At 42.9% G+C, this 18,009-nt stretch carries 20 protein-coding genes; 10 read left to right on the plus strand and 10 right to left on the minus strand.

Annotation, left to right across the window (positions count from 1 at the left end):
• The first annotated feature begins 59 nt into the window (after positions 1–59).
• The 6 genes from nifJ (at position 60) to CYO92_RS01130 (ending at position 6,718) form a co-directional block, all read left to right on the plus strand.
• On the plus strand, positions 60–3,662 hold the full coding sequence (gene nifJ, locus CYO92_RS01110) for a pyruvate:ferredoxin (flavodoxin) oxidoreductase (protein WP_103588278.1): 3,603 nt from the start codon (positions 60–62) through the stop codon (positions 3,660–3,662).
• A 175-nt stretch (positions 3,663–3,837) separates the two neighbouring features.
• Positions 3,838–4,443, plus strand: coding sequence for a LemA family protein (locus CYO92_RS01115; RefSeq protein WP_103579474.1), 606 nt, complete (start codon positions 3,838–3,840; stop codon positions 4,441–4,443).
• A 51-nt stretch (positions 4,444–4,494) separates the two neighbouring features.
• Positions 4,495–5,001: a DNA-deoxyinosine glycosylase gene (locus CYO92_RS01120; protein WP_103579473.1), complete on the plus strand. Its 507-nt coding sequence runs from the start codon at positions 4,495–4,497 to the stop codon at positions 4,999–5,001.
• Positions 5,002–5,114: 113 nt separating this feature from the next.
• Positions 5,115–5,438 carry a hypothetical protein gene (locus tag CYO92_RS09430; protein WP_223315381.1) on the plus strand — a complete coding sequence of 108 codons (324 nt, stop codon included), beginning with the start codon at positions 5,115–5,117 and terminating at the stop codon, positions 5,436–5,438.
• A gap of 56 nt (positions 5,439–5,494) precedes the next feature.
• Positions 5,495–6,259 (plus strand): toxin-antitoxin system YwqK family antitoxin, encoded by a 765-nt coding sequence (locus CYO92_RS01125; protein ID WP_223315382.1) that lies wholly within the window; start codon positions 5,495–5,497, stop codon positions 6,257–6,259.
• A 141-nt stretch (positions 6,260–6,400) separates the two neighbouring features.
• Positions 6,401–6,718: a hypothetical protein gene (locus CYO92_RS01130; RefSeq protein ID WP_054197178.1), complete on the plus strand. Its 318-nt coding sequence runs from the start codon at positions 6,401–6,403 to the stop codon at positions 6,716–6,718.
• 102 nt (positions 6,719–6,820) lie between these two features.
• Here CYO92_RS01130 and CYO92_RS01135 read toward each other — a convergent pair whose 3' ends face one another.
• Positions 6,821–7,369, minus strand: a complete 549-nt coding sequence (locus tag CYO92_RS01135) for an NAD(P)H-dependent oxidoreductase (protein ID WP_054197179.1) — start codon at positions 7,367–7,369, stop codon at positions 6,821–6,823.
• A gap of 65 nt (positions 7,370–7,434) precedes the next feature.
• Between CYO92_RS01135 and CYO92_RS01140 the strand changes: the two genes are divergently transcribed.
• A complete protein-coding gene (locus tag CYO92_RS01140; protein ID WP_103583463.1) occupies positions 7,435–7,746 on the plus strand; it encodes a hypothetical protein in 312 nt (103 codons plus the stop codon).
• Between the two features lie 9 nt (positions 7,747–7,755).
• Here CYO92_RS01140 and CYO92_RS01145 read toward each other — a convergent pair whose 3' ends face one another.
• The 9 genes from CYO92_RS01145 to CYO92_RS01185 all read right to left on the minus strand — a co-directional run bounded on the left by CYO92_RS01145 (position 7,756) and on the right by CYO92_RS01185 (position 15,007).
• Entirely contained in the window at positions 7,756–8,178 is a 423-nt protein-coding gene (locus CYO92_RS01145) for a Sua5 YciO YrdC YwlC family protein (protein ID WP_103583218.1), read from the minus strand.
• Positions 8,175–9,062 carry a DMT family transporter gene (locus tag CYO92_RS01150; RefSeq protein WP_103588279.1) on the minus strand — a complete coding sequence of 296 codons (888 nt, stop codon included), beginning with the start codon at positions 9,060–9,062 and terminating at the stop codon, positions 8,175–8,177. Before CYO92_RS01150 ends, CYO92_RS01145 begins: the two co-directional genes overlap by 4 nt.
• A gap of 5 nt (positions 9,063–9,067) precedes the next feature.
• Positions 9,068–9,745: a DUF799 domain-containing protein gene (locus CYO92_RS01155; protein WP_103588280.1), complete on the minus strand. Its 678-nt coding sequence runs from the start codon at positions 9,743–9,745 to the stop codon at positions 9,068–9,070.
• Positions 9,735–10,139, minus strand: coding sequence for a DUF4810 domain-containing protein (locus tag CYO92_RS01160; RefSeq protein WP_103588281.1), 405 nt, complete (start codon positions 10,137–10,139; stop codon positions 9,735–9,737). Before CYO92_RS01160 ends, CYO92_RS01155 begins: the two co-directional genes overlap by 11 nt.
• Positions 10,124–10,792 (minus strand): CsgG/HfaB family protein, encoded by a 669-nt coding sequence (locus CYO92_RS01165; RefSeq protein WP_103588282.1) that lies wholly within the window; start codon positions 10,790–10,792, stop codon positions 10,124–10,126. Before CYO92_RS01165 ends, CYO92_RS01160 begins: the two co-directional genes overlap by 16 nt.
• 47 nt (positions 10,793–10,839) lie before the next feature.
• Positions 10,840–12,198, minus strand: a complete 1,359-nt coding sequence (locus CYO92_RS01170) for an MATE family efflux transporter (protein ID WP_103588283.1) — start codon at positions 12,196–12,198, stop codon at positions 10,840–10,842.
• A 79-nt stretch (positions 12,199–12,277) separates the two neighbouring features.
• A complete protein-coding gene (locus tag CYO92_RS01175; protein ID WP_072595397.1) occupies positions 12,278–13,609 on the minus strand; it encodes an acetyl-CoA carboxylase biotin carboxylase subunit in 1,332 nt (443 codons plus the stop codon).
• Positions 13,609–14,055 carry an acetyl-CoA carboxylase biotin carboxyl carrier protein gene (accB, locus tag CYO92_RS01180; RefSeq protein ID WP_084041901.1) on the minus strand — a complete coding sequence of 149 codons (447 nt, stop codon included), beginning with the start codon at positions 14,053–14,055 and terminating at the stop codon, positions 13,609–13,611. Before accB ends, CYO92_RS01175 begins: the two co-directional genes overlap by 1 nt.
• Before the next feature lie 109 nt (positions 14,056–14,164).
• Positions 14,165–15,007: a DUF3737 family protein gene (locus CYO92_RS01185; RefSeq protein ID WP_103588284.1), complete on the minus strand. Its 843-nt coding sequence runs from the start codon at positions 15,005–15,007 to the stop codon at positions 14,165–14,167.
• 118 nt (positions 15,008–15,125) lie between these two features.
• Between CYO92_RS01185 and dcd the strand changes: the two genes are divergently transcribed.
• The 3 genes from dcd (at position 15,126) to pseC (ending at position 18,007) form a co-directional block, all read left to right on the plus strand.
• Positions 15,126–15,686, plus strand: a complete 561-nt coding sequence (dcd, locus tag CYO92_RS01190) for a dCTP deaminase (RefSeq protein ID WP_021091674.1) — start codon at positions 15,126–15,128, stop codon at positions 15,684–15,686.
• Positions 15,687–15,902: 216 nt separating this feature from the next.
• Positions 15,903–16,898, plus strand: a complete 996-nt coding sequence (gene pseB / locus CYO92_RS01195) for a UDP-N-acetylglucosamine 4,6-dehydratase (inverting) (RefSeq protein ID WP_103588285.1) — start codon at positions 15,903–15,905, stop codon at positions 16,896–16,898.
• Positions 16,895–18,007: a UDP-4-amino-4,6-dideoxy-N-acetyl-beta-L-altrosamine transaminase gene (pseC, locus tag CYO92_RS01200; RefSeq protein ID WP_103588286.1), complete on the plus strand. Its 1,113-nt coding sequence runs from the start codon at positions 16,895–16,897 to the stop codon at positions 18,005–18,007. Before pseB ends, pseC begins: the two co-directional genes overlap by 4 nt.
• Positions 18,008–18,009 lie beyond the last annotated feature (2 nt).

The raw sequence follows: 18,009 nt of genomic DNA on the forward strand, positions 1-18,009 counted from the left end.
GGAAACTAGCTCTATAATAAAAGATTTTTAAAAATCGTAAGAAAATTTAAGGCGGAAAAATGGCTAAAATAATGAAAACTATGGACGGAAACGAGGCTGCGGCGCACGCGGCTTACGCATTTACGGAGGTTGCGGGCATCTACCCGATCACCCCTAGCTCGCCGATGGCCGATTACACCGATATGTGGGCGGCTCAGGGCAAGAAAAATCTATTCGGTATGCCCGTTAAAGTCGTCGAAATGCAAAGCGAGGGCGGGGCTGCGGGCACCGTGCACGGCTCGCTGCAAGTAGGCGCACTGACTACCACATACACGGCTTCGCAAGGACTTTTGCTAAAAATCCCAAACATGTACAAAATCGCAGGCCAGCTGCTACCCGGCGTCATCCACGTGAGCGCGCGCTCTATCGCGGCCCAGGCGCTTTCAATCTTTGGCGATCATCAGGATATTTATGCCTGTCGCCAAACGGGATTTGCAATGCTAGCAAGCGGCTCCGTGCAAGAGGTCATGGATATCGCGGGCGTCGCGCATCTAGCGGCGATCAAGGGTCGCGTGCCGTTTTTGCACTTTTTTGACGGATTTCGCACGAGCCACGAGATACAAAAGATCGAGGTGCTTGACTACGCGCACTTTGATAGGCTTCTTGACCGTAAGGCGCTACAAAAATTTAGAGACGAGGCGCTAAGCCCCGAAAACCCGAAAACTCGCGGTACGGCGCAAAACGACGACATCTACTTCCAGACGCGCGAGCTAGCTAACCGCTACTATGACGCCGTGCCTGATATCGTGGCCGAGTATTTAAAAGAAATTTCAAAAATCACGGGACGCGATTATCGTCCGTTTAATTATTACGGCGATCCGCACGCTACGCGCATCGTGGTCGCGATGGGCTCTGTCACGCAAACTCTAGAAGAAGTGGTCGATCACCTACGCGCAAAGGGTGAAAGAGTAGGCGTGCTAAAAGTGCATCTATACCGTCCGTTTAGCCTAAAATACCTCTTTGACGTGATGCCTGAGACGGTAGAAAAGATCGCCGTGCTAGACCGCACGAAAGAGCCCGGAAGCCTCGGCGAGCCGCTATATCTGGACGTCAAGGCGGCATTTTACGGACGCAAAAATCAGCCCGTGATAGTAGGCGGCCGCTACGGTCTGAGCTCAAAAGACGTCGATCCTGCGCAAATGCTGGCGGTTTTTGAGAATTTAAATTTAAGCGAGCCTAAAAACGGCTTTACCGTGGGCATCGAGGACGATGTTACCTTCACCTCGCTAAAAGTCGGCGATAAAATTTCGCTAAGCGACGAGAGCGTGAAAGAGTGCCTATTTTACGGACTTGGCGCGGACGGTACTGTTGGAGCGAATAAAAACTCAATCAAAATCATCGGCGATAAAACCGATCTTTACGCGCAGGCGTATTTTGCCTACGACAGCAAAAAATCGGGCGGCTACACGCGCTCGCACCTGCGTTTCGGTAAAAACCCGATCCGATCGACCTACCTCGTCTCAAATCCCCACTTTGTAGCCTGCTCGGTCGCGGCGTATCTTGAAATTTACGACGTCATAGACGGTATCCGCGAGGGCGGAACGTTCCTGCTAAACTCGATCTGGGACGCCGAGCAGACGGTCGCTAAACTACCTAATAAAGTAAAGAAAATTTTAGCTGAGAAAAGAGTAAATTTCTACATCATCAACGCCACTAAGCTAGCTCGCGAGATCGGGCTAAAAAACCGCACGAATACCATCATGCAGTCGGCGTTTTTTAAACTTGCAGACATCATCCCATTTGCCGACGCGCAAAAATACATGAAAGAGTACGCACACAAAGCCTATGCCAAAAAGGGTGAAGCGATCGTGGAGATGAACTACAAGGCTATCGATATGGGCGCGGATGGGCTGGTCAAGGTCGAAGTAGATCCTAGCTGGGCAAATTTGACGGATGACGCCGCTAACGAGGAGAAATACGTCGGCGACGAATTTATAGAAAAAATCGTCAAGCCTATCAACGCCGCCAGGGGCGATAGCTTGCCCGTTTCGGCATTTGTGGGCTATGAGGACGGACACTTTAAATCAGGCACGACGCAATACGAAAAACGCGGTATCGGCGTAATGGTACCGAAGTGGATCGAGGGCAACTGCATCCAGTGTAATCAGTGCGCCTTCGTCTGCCCGCACGCGGTGATCCGCCCGTTTCTAATCGACGAAAACGAGCTCGCCGCCGCGCCGCAAACCGTGCAAGATCACGTCCTAGACGCCAAAGGCAAAGAGGTAAAAGGGCTAAAATACAAAATCCAAGTTAGCCCGCTTGACTGCACGGGCTGCGAGCTGTGCGCTCAAATTTGCCCGAGCAAGGAAAAATCGCTCGTCATGGTACCGCTAGCCGAGGAGATGGAGCGACACGAGCAGGAAAACGCCGATTATTTATTTAAAAAAGTAACCTACAAAGACGATCTGATGAGCAAAGATAGCGTCAAGGGCGTGGGATTTGCGCAGCCGCTATTTGAGTTTCACGGTGCGTGTCCCGGATGCGGCGAGACGCCTTATATCGGGCTTGTTACGAGACTTTTCGGCGACCGTATGATCGTGGCAAACGCCACCGGTTGTAGCTCGATCTACGGCGGTAGCGCGCCTTCGACGCCTTATACGACGAACAAAGAGGGCAAGGGCGTAGCGTGGGCGAATTCGCTATTTGAGGATAACGCGGAGTTTGGCATGGGTATGAACGTCGCGGTAGAGACGCTGCGCCACCGTATCGAAGACGTCATGCTACGCACCAAAGACGCCGCGCCAAATGCCCTAGCCGCGCTATACTCCGACTGGATCGCACACAAAAACGACGGCGAGAAAACGACGCAAATCGCTAAAATTTTAACACCGATTTTGGAGCAAAATTTAAGCGTAGAGGGCGTAAAAGAAATTTTAGAGTTAAAAAGATATCTCGTCAAGAAATCCCAGTGGATCATCGGCGGCGACGGCTGGGCCTACGACATCGGCTTTGGCGGGCTTGATCACGTGCTAGCTAGCGGCGAGAACGTAAACGTGCTCGTGCTTGACACCGAGGTCTACTCAAACACCGGCGGCCAAAGCTCAAAATCAAGCCGCGCAGGCTCCATAGCGCAGTTTACCGCTAGCGGCAAGCCGATGCAAAAAAAAGATCTAGGCTACATCGCGATGACCTACGGAAATATCTTCGTAGCTCAAATCAACTCAAACGCCAGCCAGGCAAACACGATAAAAGCCATCGCCGCAGCCGAAGCCTACGACGGACCTAGCCTCGTGATAGCGTATTCGCCGTGTATCGCGCACGGTATAAAAGGCGGCATGGCGCTCTCGGGCGGTCAAGGCGAGCTAGCGACCAAATGCGGCTACTGGCCGACCTACGTCTACGATCCGCGCCTAATCAAAGAGGGCAAAAATCCGCTCAAAATGACCTCAAAAGATCCTGATTGGTCGCTTTACGAGGAGTTTTTGCTAAACGAGGTTCGCTACAACTCGCTTAAGAAAACCAATCCGCAGCACGCGGACGAGCTGCTGGCTAAAAACAAGGCCGACGCACAAAGACGCTACCGTCAGCTAAAACGCCTAAGCTTGGCTGACTTTAGCGACGAGATCGAGTCTAGCGCGCCTGAAAGCGCCGAGGATGCCTCTGCCGGCAGCGTAGCCGAGTAAAGAGTAAATTCTCCCGCTTAAATTTATCATGTGGGAGAATTTTGTTTTTAGATAATTTCACTTAAAAAATAAAATAACCCACAAAAAAAATAAGCAAGTTTCTAAATCCTTAAAGTGAAATTAAGTCGTAAAAAGTCAAAATCGTATATCTTAAAACAAGTAAAAAGGAGCAAAGATGCTTATTACTATAATTGTTGTTGTTATTGCCCTAGCGGCTTATATTATTAAAATATACAATAAACTACAATTAATGATGCAAAACATCAGAGAGAGCTTCGCAAATATCCAAGCTACGCTCAAAAAACGTTTAGATCTATCAAATCAAATAATAGATATAGCCAAAGATTATGCAAGTAGCGAACAAATGATTCAACTTGGCGTTTCTGGAAATGGAGTCGCAAAAGTAGCTGCTTTGGCTCAAGCCTTTCCGGAACTAAAGGCTAACGAAACATATCAAATGCTAATGTCGCAGTTAGAAAAAATCGAGAGCGAACTCCTAAATAAACGTGAAAGCTACAATGCTGAGGTAAAAAGCTATAATTCTTATAAAAATGCGTTCCCGCAAGTCCTAATAGCCTCAAAACTATCTTTTGAATCAGTCGCTTATTTTGACATTAATGATGAGGACTTTAGTGAAAATTTAAAAATATTTAAAAAAGATGATTCGGCTAGAATACAAGAAATTTTAAGTGACTCTAATAAGAAAATCACCGATATTGCAATGAATGCAAAAAAGATGATTAACGATAAAATTTCAAATAATCCAAACCAAAAAGAGTAATTTTTTATAAAATCATAAATGGTTTGAATGGCTAAAATTTAAAAGATATAGATGAACCAAATTAGTCCATTTAAACCGATTTTTGATAAAAACTCTAAAATTTTAATCCTCGGCTCCTTCCCTTCCGTAGTTTCTCGTAAATCTGGCTTTTATTACGCAAATCCGCAAAATCGTTTTTGGCGGGTGCTGGCTGGGATTTTAAATGCTCCGTTACCAGAAAGCACAGACGAAAAGATAAATTTTCTACTTGCTCACCACATCGCTATCTACGACGCTGCGATCTCGTGCGAAATAAAGGGCTCGAGCAACGCTAAAATGACCGCCGTCGCGCCTGCAAATTTAGAGCCGATCTTTAAAACCGCAAATATCACGCAAGTCTACGCAAACGGCGGCAAAGCGCACGAAATCTGCGAAAAATATCTAAAAACTCAAATTTTAAATGCAACTGGCAAACCGCCCGTCAAGCTACCCTCGACTAGCTCGGCAAACGCAAATTTTAGCCTTGAAAGGCTCGCGCAAGAGTGGATGGTCGTCGTCGAAGCGTTAAAAAACGGTTAAATTTAGCAAGAGCTCTCAAATTTAACTCATTCAAAACAAAAACGACCGCGCCTTCACCTTAAATTTAGTTTCAAAATTTAAAATTACCCAAATAAAACAAAGCAGGAAAAACCGTGAAAATCCTAAAATTTCTATTTTTACTTCCGCTTCTAGCCGTCGGAGCGCAGGCATTAGAGCCAAAAATCGTAATGAAGCCCGAAGCAAGCCTAAAAAACGGGCTTTACTACGTAAAAGGCAAGCTCTACGACGGCACGTTAAAGATGCTTCGATACAGCGTCGAGGACCTATATGGCGTAAATGCGATGGGCATGGTCTATCCGAGGCTAAAACCCCTGCCACCAACGCTCATACGCGAGATCGACGTGCAGGGCGGCATGGCGGTGCGTACAGGGACTATTTTGACGGCAGAGACAAGCCCTCAAACGAATATCCCCTAAAAAACGGCGTCCGCGAGGGCACGGCGAAGCACTACCACGCAGATAGCGGCGCTCTGATGGGCGAGAGCGAATACAAAAATGACGTCCGCGACGGGCGTTATCGCCGCTACTATTTTGACGAGGGCGGCGCGTTAAAGCAGGAGGGCGTTTTCAAGGCGGACAAGCGAGAGGGCATTTTTACGGACTATTACGTTAGCGGCGAGGTTAGCGCGCGCAGCCCGTACGCGGGCGGACTGCGAAACGGCGAGGACTTTGACTACTACAAAAGCGGTAAAATTCGAGGCGTGCGAACCTACAAAAATGACAAGCGAGAAGGCGCGGAGACGTGGTACTACGAAAGCGGTGCCGTGGAGGAGACGGGCGAGTATAAAAACGACCGCAAAAACGGCGTTTGGAAGCGATTTTACGAAAACGGCAAAACGCGCGTGGTAGAAAATTACAAAGACGGCGAGAAGGACGGCGTCGCGCGCGAATATTACCCGAGCGGTAAGCTACGAGGCGAATACGAGTACAAAGACGGTCGCCAAACGGGCGCGGGACTGGACTACTATGAGAGCGGGGCGCCGGCGGCAAAAGTGATGTTTAAAAACGGGCGCTATCACGGGCTGTACGAGGAGTATCACGAAAACGGCAAGCTAAAAGCTAGAGTGATGTTTGAGGACGGGCTGGAGGTCGGCGAGGCGCGCCACTACTACGCAAACGGAAAGCTCGAAGCCCTGGGTGAGTTTGAGCGCGGTAGGCTCATCCGCGCCAAAAAATACGACGAATCGGGTAAGCTAATCAGCGACGAGTCTGATAAAAACGGACTTCCGAGGGAGTAAATACTAAAATAAGTTGCTACTGGCATCATTTGAATTTTTACCAAACCAAATATTTACGTCCTTTTGTATTTTGAATATTTTAATTAGCTTTAAATCACACTACAATAGTCGCACTTAATATTAAAATTTTATATTTATCTTTTGCATCTTAGTCATAAAAGCAGCAATCTCATTTATAAAATCATCAAAAAAGCATTAAAACCACTGGGCGAAGATAGTTTTATCGAGCTTATGATAGACAAACACTGGATAGAAAGCGATGTAAGAGAAAATAAAGCTGGCGGAGCATTTTTTGTAAGTTTGCCAAAATTTAAGCAACCAAGAATTTTTACCACCTACATGAATACTCTTTCGCACTTAATCCAGCAAGCTCATGAGCTGGGGCATGCTTGGCACTACTACTTGATGCGTGATCTTCCGGTTTTAAGCGCAAATTTTACTAAAAAACGTATTTTTTAATATCACGCAAACATCGTATAACACGTACCAGTCAGACGTATTGCAATGCTTTTAGCCACGTTGTTGTCGCGAAATTTTAACTCGCGGTCGCAAAAGACGAGGCTAAATTTGATATTCGCCTGGGCTTAGCTCTCCTCGTAAAAGCTTGCCAAAGCGCGCAGCTGCGGCATCTACGGCATCGTCGCCAAACTCGCCCGGCTCAAATCCGCTACTAATAAACGGCACGGCAAACTCCATCCCGCAGTAGTTTGCCGCGATCTTAAGCGGCGTTAAAATTTCATCCAAGCTAAAGCCGATCGCGCCCTGTTTAGAGTATTCGCTAAGCGGAGTACTGACGCTTAGCGCAAGCTGCAAGACCTTGCCTTTAAGCGCGCCGGAACCCACCAGCTCGTGCGAAAAGACGATGTCGATATAGGCTTTTAGCATAGGCGGCACGTTTAGCCAGTGCATCGGGTACAAAAATACGATGCGCTCGGCAGCCGCTAACGCGTCTTGCTCTGCGCGGGCGTCTATGCGCGCGATATCTAAGCCGTAAAGCCCCTCCAAATGCCGCACCTTAGCGTCCGCTGCGGCCTTTGCTACCTGAGATAAGGCTTTGTTTACGCGCGATGCGGCGAGATTTGGGTGCGATAAAATCACAAGAGTTTTCATGTTGTTTCCTTTGTTAAAATTTGCGGAATCATATCGCTAAAAAGCTAAAAGTAGATTAAAAATGCTTGCCAGAGCGAGACTTTTACAAGCAAGAAAGCAAAAAATTACATTTTTATAAAACAGACAACTATATCTACAACTATCCTTATAGCGTCGGTTATCTGCTATCACAATTCTTTCTAAGTGAGTTTAAAAAAGATGAAGCAAAATTTTGCAAAATTTATAAACAATTTTTAATAGAGTGTGGCACAAAAAGCGTGGAAGAGCTAATGAAAAAACACTTTAAAAAAGATACGACAAAGTGCGAATTTTGGCTGATTGGCATAGATGAAGCGCTAAAAAATTTAGATGAGTTTAAAAAGGTGGTGGCTGTATAAATTCACTAGTTATCTTAAACGCTTTATCTTTTTTCGAGAAATTTTATAAATTTTTGATGGAGTATCTTCGAAAAAATGATCATCTACTATTTCATCAGCCACGCTCATAGCCCAAGCTTCATTAAAATTTTGTCCATTTTTGTTCGCACTACTTGAATAAAGCCAGTCAAATTTAGCTAAAAATTTTTCGTGCTCGCACTCTTTTACGACTCTAATAGCCTTTAAATTTGGATACAAAAATGTAGTTTTTCTTGAACGGCGTATAAAATTTTTATACTTTTTTGGCACTCTAACAAGCTCATTTAAAACGCTAAATTTTGCCGTCGTGATAAGACAAGGTTTATTCTCATCACGCATTTTGGCCTTATTTATCTCTTTATAATCTTTACTTAAAAAGCCAGCTGTCGTATCAGTTTGTGCTAGAAATATCATATTTTTTCTCTTTTTGATAGTAAAAATATACAAGAGATTATTAGAGCAAATCCTAAAAAATCCCAAAATACAAATTTTGTTCCAAGCCAAAAGTAGCCAAAAAATGCTGCACTTAGTGGTTCTATGCAGGCTAATAAACTAGCTTTTGCTGCGCCTATTAGCTTAACACCTATCATATAAAAGCTAAATGCAAAAATGGTGCCAAGCGTAATAACAGCAATAAATGCCAGCCATTGATTTATCCCATTAAGCCAAGCAAAACCCCAAACTCTCATATAACAAGCAAGCACTACTCCGCCCATAACCATGCCCCAGCCAAGCGTGAGAGTGACTGAATATTTAGCATTCAGCCTTGCTGGAGCAAGATTATAAACACAAACACAAACGGCACTAACTAAGCACCAAAATAGCGCTTTTGGTGAGATGACAAGAGATGAAATTTGAGCATGTGTGCTCAGGAAAAATACGCCAAGCATAGCTAAAAATAGAGCTAAAATTTCAAGTTTTCTTGGGACGCGTTTTTCTTTTATGCAAATGACCATTAAAATTAAAGCAGGGGCGGTGTATTGAATAACAGTCGCTACTGCGGCATTTGAAAGCTCAATGGAGTAAAAGTAGGCATACTGCGTCATCATAAGCCCAAGCAGGGCATAGACTAAAAACTCACCAAGTAGCTTTATATCTTTAATCGGAGCAAAAACGGCACTTGGTTCTTTAAAAGCATAAAAAATTACAATAACAATGCCAGCTAGCATCAGTCTATATGGCACCAAAAAATCAGAACTTATACCAAGTGAAAATAGATATTGCCCACAAACCCCGCTAAATCCCCAAAGGATACCGCCAACTAAAGTAAGGAGTATCCCAAGACGATGAGTATTCATTAAATTTATCTATCTTTATGAAGCTGTGCATCTTTGCCATAATACGGCGAATATGGTCCATAAAGTATGCAGTTATGGCAATCTCTTGAAAATAAATAAGCATCTGCCATCACTGCTAGATCGTATGATCTATCTGAGATGGTATTTGCCACCTGTGAGATGACGGCTGAGACTAACATGCCAAGTAGGCTACTTTGACCGCTGCTGCTATCTTCTGCTGCCATAGCACTGCCTTGCCAAAGAGTAGCGCCGCTTTTTATATCGATAAGCTTTGCTTCAAGGACGACCTTTGTTGAGCTTGAGATGACTGCATAGCTCGTACCATAATCTTTTATGTTTATGTAGAGCACACTATCAGCATGGAAAATTTTATCAAGCTTATTTAGTGGCACTGCCGCGATCTCGCTTGGCTCGGTTATGCCATTTAGCTTAAAGGTATCATTTACAAGAGCTACTGGAAATACATAGTATCCTGCTTCACTTAGTGGTGCGACTGCATTTGCTAAAACTGCTACTGGACCTGAAATTTCTGTGCTATCGTTTGTTGGCATAAGTACTAAGATAGAGTGAGGTTTTTTTTGTAAAAATTCTGAGTAGTCGTATGGTTCAGGCTCTTTTATAGAGCAGCCCGTAAAAAATACTGCTAAAAATACAAAGGCTATAAATTTAAGGCTATTTTTCATTATTTGCCCCCTCTTTTTGCTCTACTTTTTTTGGAGTTAAATTTTTAGAGCCTTTAATGAAATTTATATATTCCCTTGACTCTGGGAAATTCTCTACTTCTTTGTCAAAATTTGCATTTGCAGCGCCTAAATTTCCATTATTTAGATACAAAAGTCCAAGGTGTGCGTATACGCCAGGAGCGATCCTGTAGCCCTTTTGTGTTGAGATCTGCACCAGATTTTCTAAGCGCGAAATTTGCTCGTTTGTATCGCCCTCTTCATTTAGGTAGCTATATAGCGAGCTACTATATGATCCGTCCCAATAATAAAGTGATCTTGGACCGTTTGAATGACCGCAACCCGCTAAAAATAGCGCAAAAAGCGCGAGGCCGGCAAGCCTTATTTTACTTGCCATGCTCCACTTTCTATGCCATTTACTAGATTATTTACTGCTTCAATAATAGCTAGACTTAAAACCTTGCCATTTAGCGTAGAGTCGTATCCTGCTGTGCCACCAAAACCGATGATCTCTCTGTTTGAAAGGGTGTATTCGCCAGCGCCGCTAACTGAATAGACAACCTCAGCCGTTTTGGTATCAACGATATTTAAATTTACCTTTGAATAGGCAGTTTGTTGCTTACCTTTGCCAAGTATGCCAAATAGCTGATGATCACCCGTAGTTTTTCGTCCAAACTCGGTCACATCACCAGTTATCACGTATCTTGCGCCTTTTAGATTTTGAGTGGTTTTACTTAGCTCGCTCTCTTGTTTGATCACTTTCATATTTGATCTATCAAGCACCAAAAATCTACCACTTTGCTGTAAATTTGTGATCAAAATGCTTTGAGCTTGGTTACCAAGCCTATCCTCGCCATCAGCAAATACACCATTTTGGTAAGCTGATTGATTATTAAATCGACCTATCGAAACTGAAATTTTTTGACCATTGTAAACTGTGCCGTAGCTTGCTACTTTTGGAGTCTCGACAACTCTTGAGCTCTCACTCGCACATCCAGCAAAAAGAGCTGCCGTAAGCAAAACTGCACCAACTTTAAATACATTTTTCATTTTTTATCCTTTGCGACAAAATCGCTTGTATATTACTAAATTTCTTTTTAAATAGCTTTAAATTTCATCCATGTGCCTTTTAGGTATCTAATCGTAAAAAGCACCGCCTTTACAGCCCAGTCAGCAAACATTGCAAACCAAGTACCTATCATGCCAAGATCAAATGTGAGTGCAAAAATATAGGCCAAGATGACTCTACAAGCAAACATACAAACTAAATTTACAATCATCGGATATTTAGCGTCCCCAGCTGCTCGAAAAACGGTCGGATATGTGTAGGCAAGTGGCCAAATAAGACACATAGCGATACCGTGATACCAGACGATCTGCCTTGTTAAATTTATGGCTTCGCTTGAGAGATTATAAACAAGAAGCAGTGGCTCAAGTAAAAGCAGAATTACTGCTGTGCTAAAAAGCTGGACAATATAGATGCTTATCATCGATTTTTTTACGTAAAATTTAGCCTGAGCAAAGTCGTTTGCGCCAACGCACCTTGAGATAACTACACTAAGTCCTGTGCCTATCGCCATGCCAGGGAGCACTTGAAACATCACGATCGTCCCTCCCACGGCATTTGCAGCGATACTTGCCGTGCCAAAAAGTGAAACAAGGCTCAAAACGATGATGCGACCCACATAAAACATCGAATTTTCAAAGCCATAAGGTACACCGATATTTAAAATTTTCTTGATGATCTCGTAGTCAAATTTATAGATAAAGCTCTTTCTTATGTGAAGTTTTAGCCTTATATCAAGAAGCAAATAGACTATAACAAAGCAAGCAAGCATCTTGGCTATAAGCGTACTGATGGCAATACCTAAAATACCAGTATGAAATGTATAAATACTAATGGCAGTTAGAAGTACGTTTAATAAATTTGCAGCCGCCATAATATACATAGGAAGCTTGGCATTTGACATTGTGCGAAAGATCGCCGCAGCTGCTGCATAGACAGCCAAAAATGGCGCGGAAAAGGCCGAGAAAACGAGATAGTGGCTAGCATCATGCCTCACTTGCTCGCCGATATCGCCAAATACATAATCCAAGATGATATCTTTTAAAACTATGATGACCGCTGCGATAAAAAGGGCAAAGAAAAAACTAAACCAGACGAGCTGATTTGCTGTGATTTTGGCATTGCCACTTTGTTTATTACCTAGATACTGGCTAGCAACCACTGAGCCGCCAGTAGCGATAGCAGTAAATATGCTAATAAATAGCGCCATGACAAATTCCACAAGACTAATCGCACTTACAGCGCTTTCACTAACACTTGCTGCCATTAGCGAGTTTGCAAGCCCCAAGCTATACTCTAAAAACTGCTCAACTGCAATAGGGAAAAATAGCTTTGCAAGGTCGGCATTTGAGAAAAATTTTGTATTTTGATCTTTGATTTTGTTTACCATACTTCCCCTAAGATAAACTTAAAAATTTTAATAGATTTAAGCCAAGATCTGCCTTTTTGCAAATCCTGACTTAAAAATTTTAGTGTCTTGAAAGGTAGTTTGTATCGTAGTTATTGCTTAAAAAGTCTTTGTTCTCCATCATAGCGATGTGAAAATCTTTTGTTGTTTTTATACCATTTATTATGAGCTGATCAAGAGCTACTTTCATTTTATGGATCGCCCTATTTCTATCGGTATCCCAAACCACGAGTTTGCCAATCATACTATCGTAATACGGTGGTATCGAATAATCTTGATAGATATGACTATCCATTCTAACATTGCGGCCACCTGGACAGACATATTTTGTGATCTTACCAGGACACGGCGTAAATGTATTTGGATCTTCAGCTGTTATCCTGCATTCGATCGCATGACCTTTTAGCTCAATACTCTCTTGTGATGGTAGTGCCTCACCTTCAGCCACTTTTATCATAAGCTCGATGATATCAAGTCCGCTTACCATTTCGCTCACTGTGTGCTCAACCTGAAGTCTTGTGTTCATCTCGATGAAATAAAAGTCTAAATTTTTATCAACCAAAAACTCAAACGTACCAGCTCCCTCGTAACCAATCGCTTTTGCCGCTTTTATGGCTGTTTCGTGAAGTCTCTCTCTTGTCTTTTCATCAAGCAAAATAGCTGGGCTTTCTTCGATCAGCTTTTGGTGGCGACGCTGCATCGAGCAGTCACGCTCGCCGATGTGAAGTACATTGCCATGGCTATCGCCAATTACTTGAACTTCGATGTGGCGTGGGTTTAGGATATATTTTTCCATATACATTGTGCCATCGCCAAATGCACTCATCGCCTCGCTCTCAGCAGACCAAAATGCTTTTTCTAAATCAGCCTCTTTTTCAACCACGCGCATACCACGTCCGCCACCACCTGCTGCAGCTTTTAAGATGACAGGGTAGCCTATCTTTTTAGCTAGCTCTTTTGCTGCTTTTGTGTCAGCCACAGCGCCGTCTGAGCCAGGGATGACTGGTACGCCGGCTCTTTGCATGACCTGCTTTGCCTTACTTTTATCGCTCATCAAAGCCATCGCAGCAACGCTTGGTCCTATAAATTTGATCTTGTGATGTGAGCAAATTTCAACAAAATTTTGATTTTCACTTAAAAAGCCATATCCAGGGAAAATAGCGTCTGCTTCGCTGATCTCAGCCGCACTTATGATAGCTGGGATATTTAGGTAGCTATCGCTTGAGCGCTCTTTACCGATGCAAATGGCTACGTCAGCGTATTTTACATAAAGTGCGTCTTTGTCGGCAGTTGAGTAGACTACAACGGCCTCTTTACCCATCTCCTTTATCGTTCGCAAAGCACGAAGAGCGATCTCGCCGCGATTTGCGATTAAAATTCTTTTTAATTCCATTAATTTTTCTCCACGCCAAATAACGGCAATCCAAACTCAACTGGCTGTCCGTCAGAGACTAGCATCTCAGTGATCTGGCAGTCAAACTCAGCCTCGATCTCGTTCATGATCTTCATAGCCTCTATGATACCTACTACATCGCCTTTTCTTACTCTTTGACCTACTTTTACAAACGGAGCAGCGCCTGGGCTTGGAGCAGCATAGAAAGTACCTACCATAGGAGATTTTATGCTATCTTTTGGCGAGTTTGCAGCTGGTTTTACCTCTGAATTAACGACTACATTTACAGGTGCTGGAGCTGGTGCTTGTGCTGCTGGTTTAGCAGGCGCGCAATAATCTGAAAATTTTTCAAGCTCTACCTCAAAATCACCACTTTTTATTTTGATATGATTCATCTCCATATCATTAAAAAATTCGATAAGCTCTTTTATATCTTCTTTTTTCATAGAAATTTCTCCTAAATTTTTATATAAGCGTCTAATTGTAGCGAAAATTAGATAAAAAATTTTTTTATGAAGCAAAAACGAGAACTCAAAGTTACTCTTTTTTGCTAAGTTATTTTTCAGTAATAATTATCTTAATACCTTTAGTATCAACTAAATTTTCATCGATGATGATCTCATCTATCTTTGTTGCTCTTATTGCGCCACTTTTTGGATTTTTTATACTTTTTATCGCTCCGCTTGTGCTTACATCGACACTTGAGTACTCAAACGCAAGACTCGTATCCATAAAAATGCAATCTTTTACGACCAAATTTTCCACGTAACAAAGGGCTTGCAAGCTCTTTATCGTGCAGTTTATAAGCGTCACATTTTTTGAGTTCCAAGCTAGATATTCGCCTGAGATGAGGCAGTTTTGCGCTACCACATTTTCGCAGTTCCAAAAAGCATCTTTTGAAATGAGCTTTGAGTTTGTGATGCGAAGGTTTTTGCAGCTATCAAAGCAGTAGTTTCCGTCTAAATTTAGCCCATCAATCTCTAAATTTTCGCTATTTGCCCCAAAATAATCGCCTTTTGCAAAAACGTTTTTTATCTTCACATCCGTGCATCCCCAAAGTGTCTCGCCAGCGTCTGAAAAATTTACATTTTCTATCGAAATTTGCGAGCTTTTTCTAAAGCTTTTTGGAGCGTTGATGACCACGTCTTTGAAGCTTAAATTTGCACTGTACCACATGCCAGCTCTTGCTAGAGGCTCCAAGTATCCGCCATTTAGCGTGATATCGCTTGCGTACCAAAGTGGGTATTTGTAGGCAAAAACGCACTCATTTAGCTTTAAATTTGAGCTGTGCTTTAGCGGCGACTCGCCATCTTCAAAGATACAGTTTGTAAAATTTACACTTTTTGCCCCAAACATCGCACGCTCGCCAGTAAAAATTTCTGCATTTTTCTCTTGCATTTTTGTCCTTTATTAATTTTTGCTGTTAAAATTATACTAATTTTCATCTAATTTATTCGCTTTATTAAATTTACTTTAAAGACGCAAAGCGTTATAATCGCCCAAAAAAGGAGCAAAAATGGGTTTAAAGTCAGACTCTTGGATAAGAAAAATGTCGGTTGAGAAAAATATGATAGTGCCGTTTGCCGAGGAGCAAGTCGGACGCGGCGTCGTTAGTTACGGCGTTTCTAGCTACGGCTACGATATCCGCGTTGGTGATGAGTTTAAAATTTTTACAAACATCGGCGGAACCGTGGTCGATCCGAAAAATTTCGACGAGAAAAACGTGGTCGATTTTAAGGGCGATGTCTGCATCGTGCCGCCTAATTCATTCGCTCTGGCGCGCACTATCGAGTACTTTAACATGCCTGATAACGTACTAGCGATCTGCCTTGGTAAGAGCACATACGCAAGGTGTGGCATCATCGTAAATGTAACGCCTTTTGAGCCTGGATTTAAGGGGCATATCACGATAGAAATTTCAAACACGACGCCACTTCCTGCAAAAATTTATGCGAACGAAGGCATCGCGCAGGTGCTATTTATCGAGGGTGATGAGCCTTGCGAGGTGACTTATGCTGATAAAAATGGCAAATACCAAGCTCAAGAAGGCATCACACTACCAAGAATTTTGAAGTAATTTTTAGCCTTTGCGACCTTGCAAAGGCTAAATTTAAACACTGCTTTTATAATTTCCTCTAAACATTAATTAAAATTTGACGAAATAGAATCTAGAAAGATAAAAACTTTTGTAATAAATTTTAAAATTTTGGCATAGCTTTTGCTTAAATTTTTATAAAATACAATTTAGATTTAGCTATTTATACCCCAAAAATAGTTAGTAAAGGGCGCAATAATGTTTAATGATAAATCAATACTAATCACCGGCGGAACAGGAAGTTTTGGTAAAAAATACACCGAAATTTTGTTAAAAAAATACAAGCCAAAAAGGCTAGTTATCTACTCACGCGACGAGTTAAAGCAATACGAAATGGCTCAAGTCTTTAAAGATAAAGCGATGCGTTTTTTTATCGGCGACGTGAGGGACTATAAGCGCTTAAGAACCGCGATGAACGGCATAGACTACGTCATCCACGCAGCTGCAATGAAACATGTACCAATCGCGGAATACAACCCAATGGAGTGCATCAAAACAAACATTGACGGCGCTCAAAACGTCATCGACGCCTCTTTGGAATGTGGCGTTAGCAAAGTGATCGCACTCTCAACGGACAAGGCATGCAATCCTGTAAATTTATATGGAGCTACAAAGCTAGCGAGCGATAAGCTCTTTGTCGCTGCAAATAACATTGTTGGGGATAAAAAGACAAGATTTAGCGTCGTAAGATATGGAAATGTCGTTGGCTCTCGTGGCTCAGTAGTGCCGCTATTTAAAAAGCTGATCGCGCAAGGCGAAAAGGAGCTTCCTATAACGCATGAGAAGATGACTAGGTTTTGGATCACGCTTGAGCAAGGTGTAAATTTCGTCCTTAAGAATTTTGAGAGGATGAAAGGTGGCGAAATTTTCATACCAAAGATCCCATCAATGACGATGATGGATCTTGCAAAAGCCCTTGCCCCAGAGCTTGGCGTAAAGATCATAGGCATTCGCCCAGGCGAAAAGATGCATGAGATGATGATCTCAAGAGATGATGCGCATCTTACATACGAATTTGATGATTACTACGTTATTAGTCCGTCTATCCAGTTTTTAACAGCGCAAGACTTCTCGACAAATGCTCTTCATCAAAAGGGCAAACCAGTGAGCGAGGACTTTGAATATAGCTCAAATACAAATAAAATTTGGCTCGATAGAGCAGGCCTTCTTGAGATGATAGGAGATGCTAAATGATCCCTTACAGCCGTCAGCAGATCACAGAAGAAGATATCAAGGTAGTAGCAGATGCACTAAGAGACGACATCTTAACAGGTGGTCAAAAGGTCAGTAAATTTGAAGAGGAGCTGGCAAAGTATGTTGGCGTAAAGCATGTTGTCGTCATGAACTCCGCCACTTCAGCTCTTCACGTAGCCTATCTTAGCCTTGGCGTAAAGGAGGGCTATGAAGTGATCACGACGCCTATCACTTTTGCAGCCACTGCAAATACAGCTTTGATGGCAGGAGCGCAGGTTAAATTTTGCGACGTTAAGATGGATGGCAACATCGATGAAGAGAAAATTCCAGCTCTTATCACACCAAAGACAAAGGTTATAACTGCGGTTGATTACGGCGGTAACCCCGTGGAGCTAGATAAGATCATAAATTTAGCCAAAAAACACGGCATAAAAGTGATAGATGACGCCTCTCATGCCCTTGGTAGCGTGCAAAACGGCGTAAAAGTGGGCATTAAGGCTGATATTAGTATATTTAGCTTTCACCCTGTAAAGCCTATCACCACGCTTGAAGGCGGCGCGCTTGCTACAAACGACGATGAGCTAGCAAGGCTAGCAAGGCTATATAGAAGCCACGGCATCGCTAAAACAAAGCTTTGGGATAGCGACATGAGCCTGCTTGGATATAACTACAGGATCACAGACGTAGCCTGCGCTTTGGGGCTTAGTCAGCTAAAAAGGCTGGATGGCTTTATTGCCAAAAGAAATGAGATAGCTAAATTTTATGATGAGAAATTTAGCGGGTGTGAATATTTTAAAACTATAGAAATCCCAGCAAATACAACTAGCTCAAGGCACCTATATCCAGTGCTTTTGGATGAGAAATTTTGGGATAAAAAAGAGCAAATTTTTGAAGCGCTCTTGCAAAAAGGCGTTGGCGTGCAGGTGCATTATAAGCCAACATATAAATTTAGCTTTTACAAAGAGCTACTTGGCGAAATTTCACTACCAAATGCGGAGAAATTTTATAGCGCTGAGCTTAGCATACCATGCCACCATAGCATGAGCGTGGATGATGCTAAATTTGTTGCAAGCACGCTATTTGATGTGCTAAAAAGTTTTAGCGAGTAAAA

The organism is Campylobacter concisus (assembly GCF_002913715.1).
GTDB lineage: Bacteria > Campylobacterota > Campylobacteria > Campylobacterales > Campylobacteraceae > Campylobacter_A > Campylobacter_A concisus_AG.

What these genes read in the sequence shown, in the direction of transcription:
- nifJ (WP_103588278.1), top strand. Translation starts at nt 60, where the DNA reads ATGGCTAAAATAATGAAAACTATGGACGGAAACGAGGCTGCGGCGCAC.
- CYO92_RS01115 (WP_103579474.1), top strand. Translation starts at nt 3,838, where the DNA reads ATGCTTATTACTATAATTGTTGTTGTTATTGCCCTAGCGGCTTATATT.
- CYO92_RS01120 (WP_103579473.1), top strand. Translation starts at nt 4,495, where the DNA reads ATGAACCAAATTAGTCCATTTAAACCGATTTTTGATAAAAACTCTAAA.
- CYO92_RS01125 (WP_223315382.1), top strand. Translation starts at nt 5,495, where the DNA reads ATGGGCGAGAGCGAATACAAAAATGACGTCCGCGACGGGCGTTATCGC.
- CYO92_RS01135 (WP_054197179.1), bottom strand. Translation starts at nt 7,369, where the DNA reads ATGAAAACTCTTGTGATTTTATCGCACCCAAATCTCGCCGCATCGCGC.
- CYO92_RS01145 (WP_103583218.1), bottom strand. Translation starts at nt 8,178, where the DNA reads ATGATATTTCTAGCACAAACTGATACGACAGCTGGCTTTTTAAGTAAA.
- CYO92_RS01150 (WP_103588279.1), bottom strand. Translation starts at nt 9,062, where the DNA reads ATGAATACTCATCGTCTTGGGATACTCCTTACTTTAGTTGGCGGTATC.
- CYO92_RS01155 (WP_103588280.1), bottom strand. Translation starts at nt 9,745, where the DNA reads ATGAAAAATAGCCTTAAATTTATAGCCTTTGTATTTTTAGCAGTATTT.
- CYO92_RS01160 (WP_103588281.1), bottom strand. Translation starts at nt 10,139, where the DNA reads ATGGCAAGTAAAATAAGGCTTGCCGGCCTCGCGCTTTTTGCGCTATTT.
- CYO92_RS01165 (WP_103588282.1), bottom strand. Translation starts at nt 10,792, where the DNA reads ATGAAAAATGTATTTAAAGTTGGTGCAGTTTTGCTTACGGCAGCTCTT.
- CYO92_RS01170 (WP_103588283.1), bottom strand. Translation starts at nt 12,198, where the DNA reads ATGGTAAACAAAATCAAAGATCAAAATACAAAATTTTTCTCAAATGCC.
- CYO92_RS01175 (WP_072595397.1), bottom strand. Translation starts at nt 13,609, where the DNA reads ATGGAATTAAAAAGAATTTTAATCGCAAATCGCGGCGAGATCGCTCTT.
- accB (WP_084041901.1), bottom strand. Translation starts at nt 14,055, where the DNA reads ATGAAAAAAGAAGATATAAAAGAGCTTATCGAATTTTTTAATGATATG.
- CYO92_RS01185 (WP_103588284.1), bottom strand. Translation starts at nt 15,007, where the DNA reads ATGCAAGAGAAAAATGCAGAAATTTTTACTGGCGAGCGTGCGATGTTT.
- dcd (WP_021091674.1), top strand. Translation starts at nt 15,126, where the DNA reads ATGGGTTTAAAGTCAGACTCTTGGATAAGAAAAATGTCGGTTGAGAAA.
- pseB (WP_103588285.1), top strand. Translation starts at nt 15,903, where the DNA reads ATGTTTAATGATAAATCAATACTAATCACCGGCGGAACAGGAAGTTTT.
- pseC (WP_103588286.1), top strand. Translation starts at nt 16,895, where the DNA reads ATGATCCCTTACAGCCGTCAGCAGATCACAGAAGAAGATATCAAGGTA.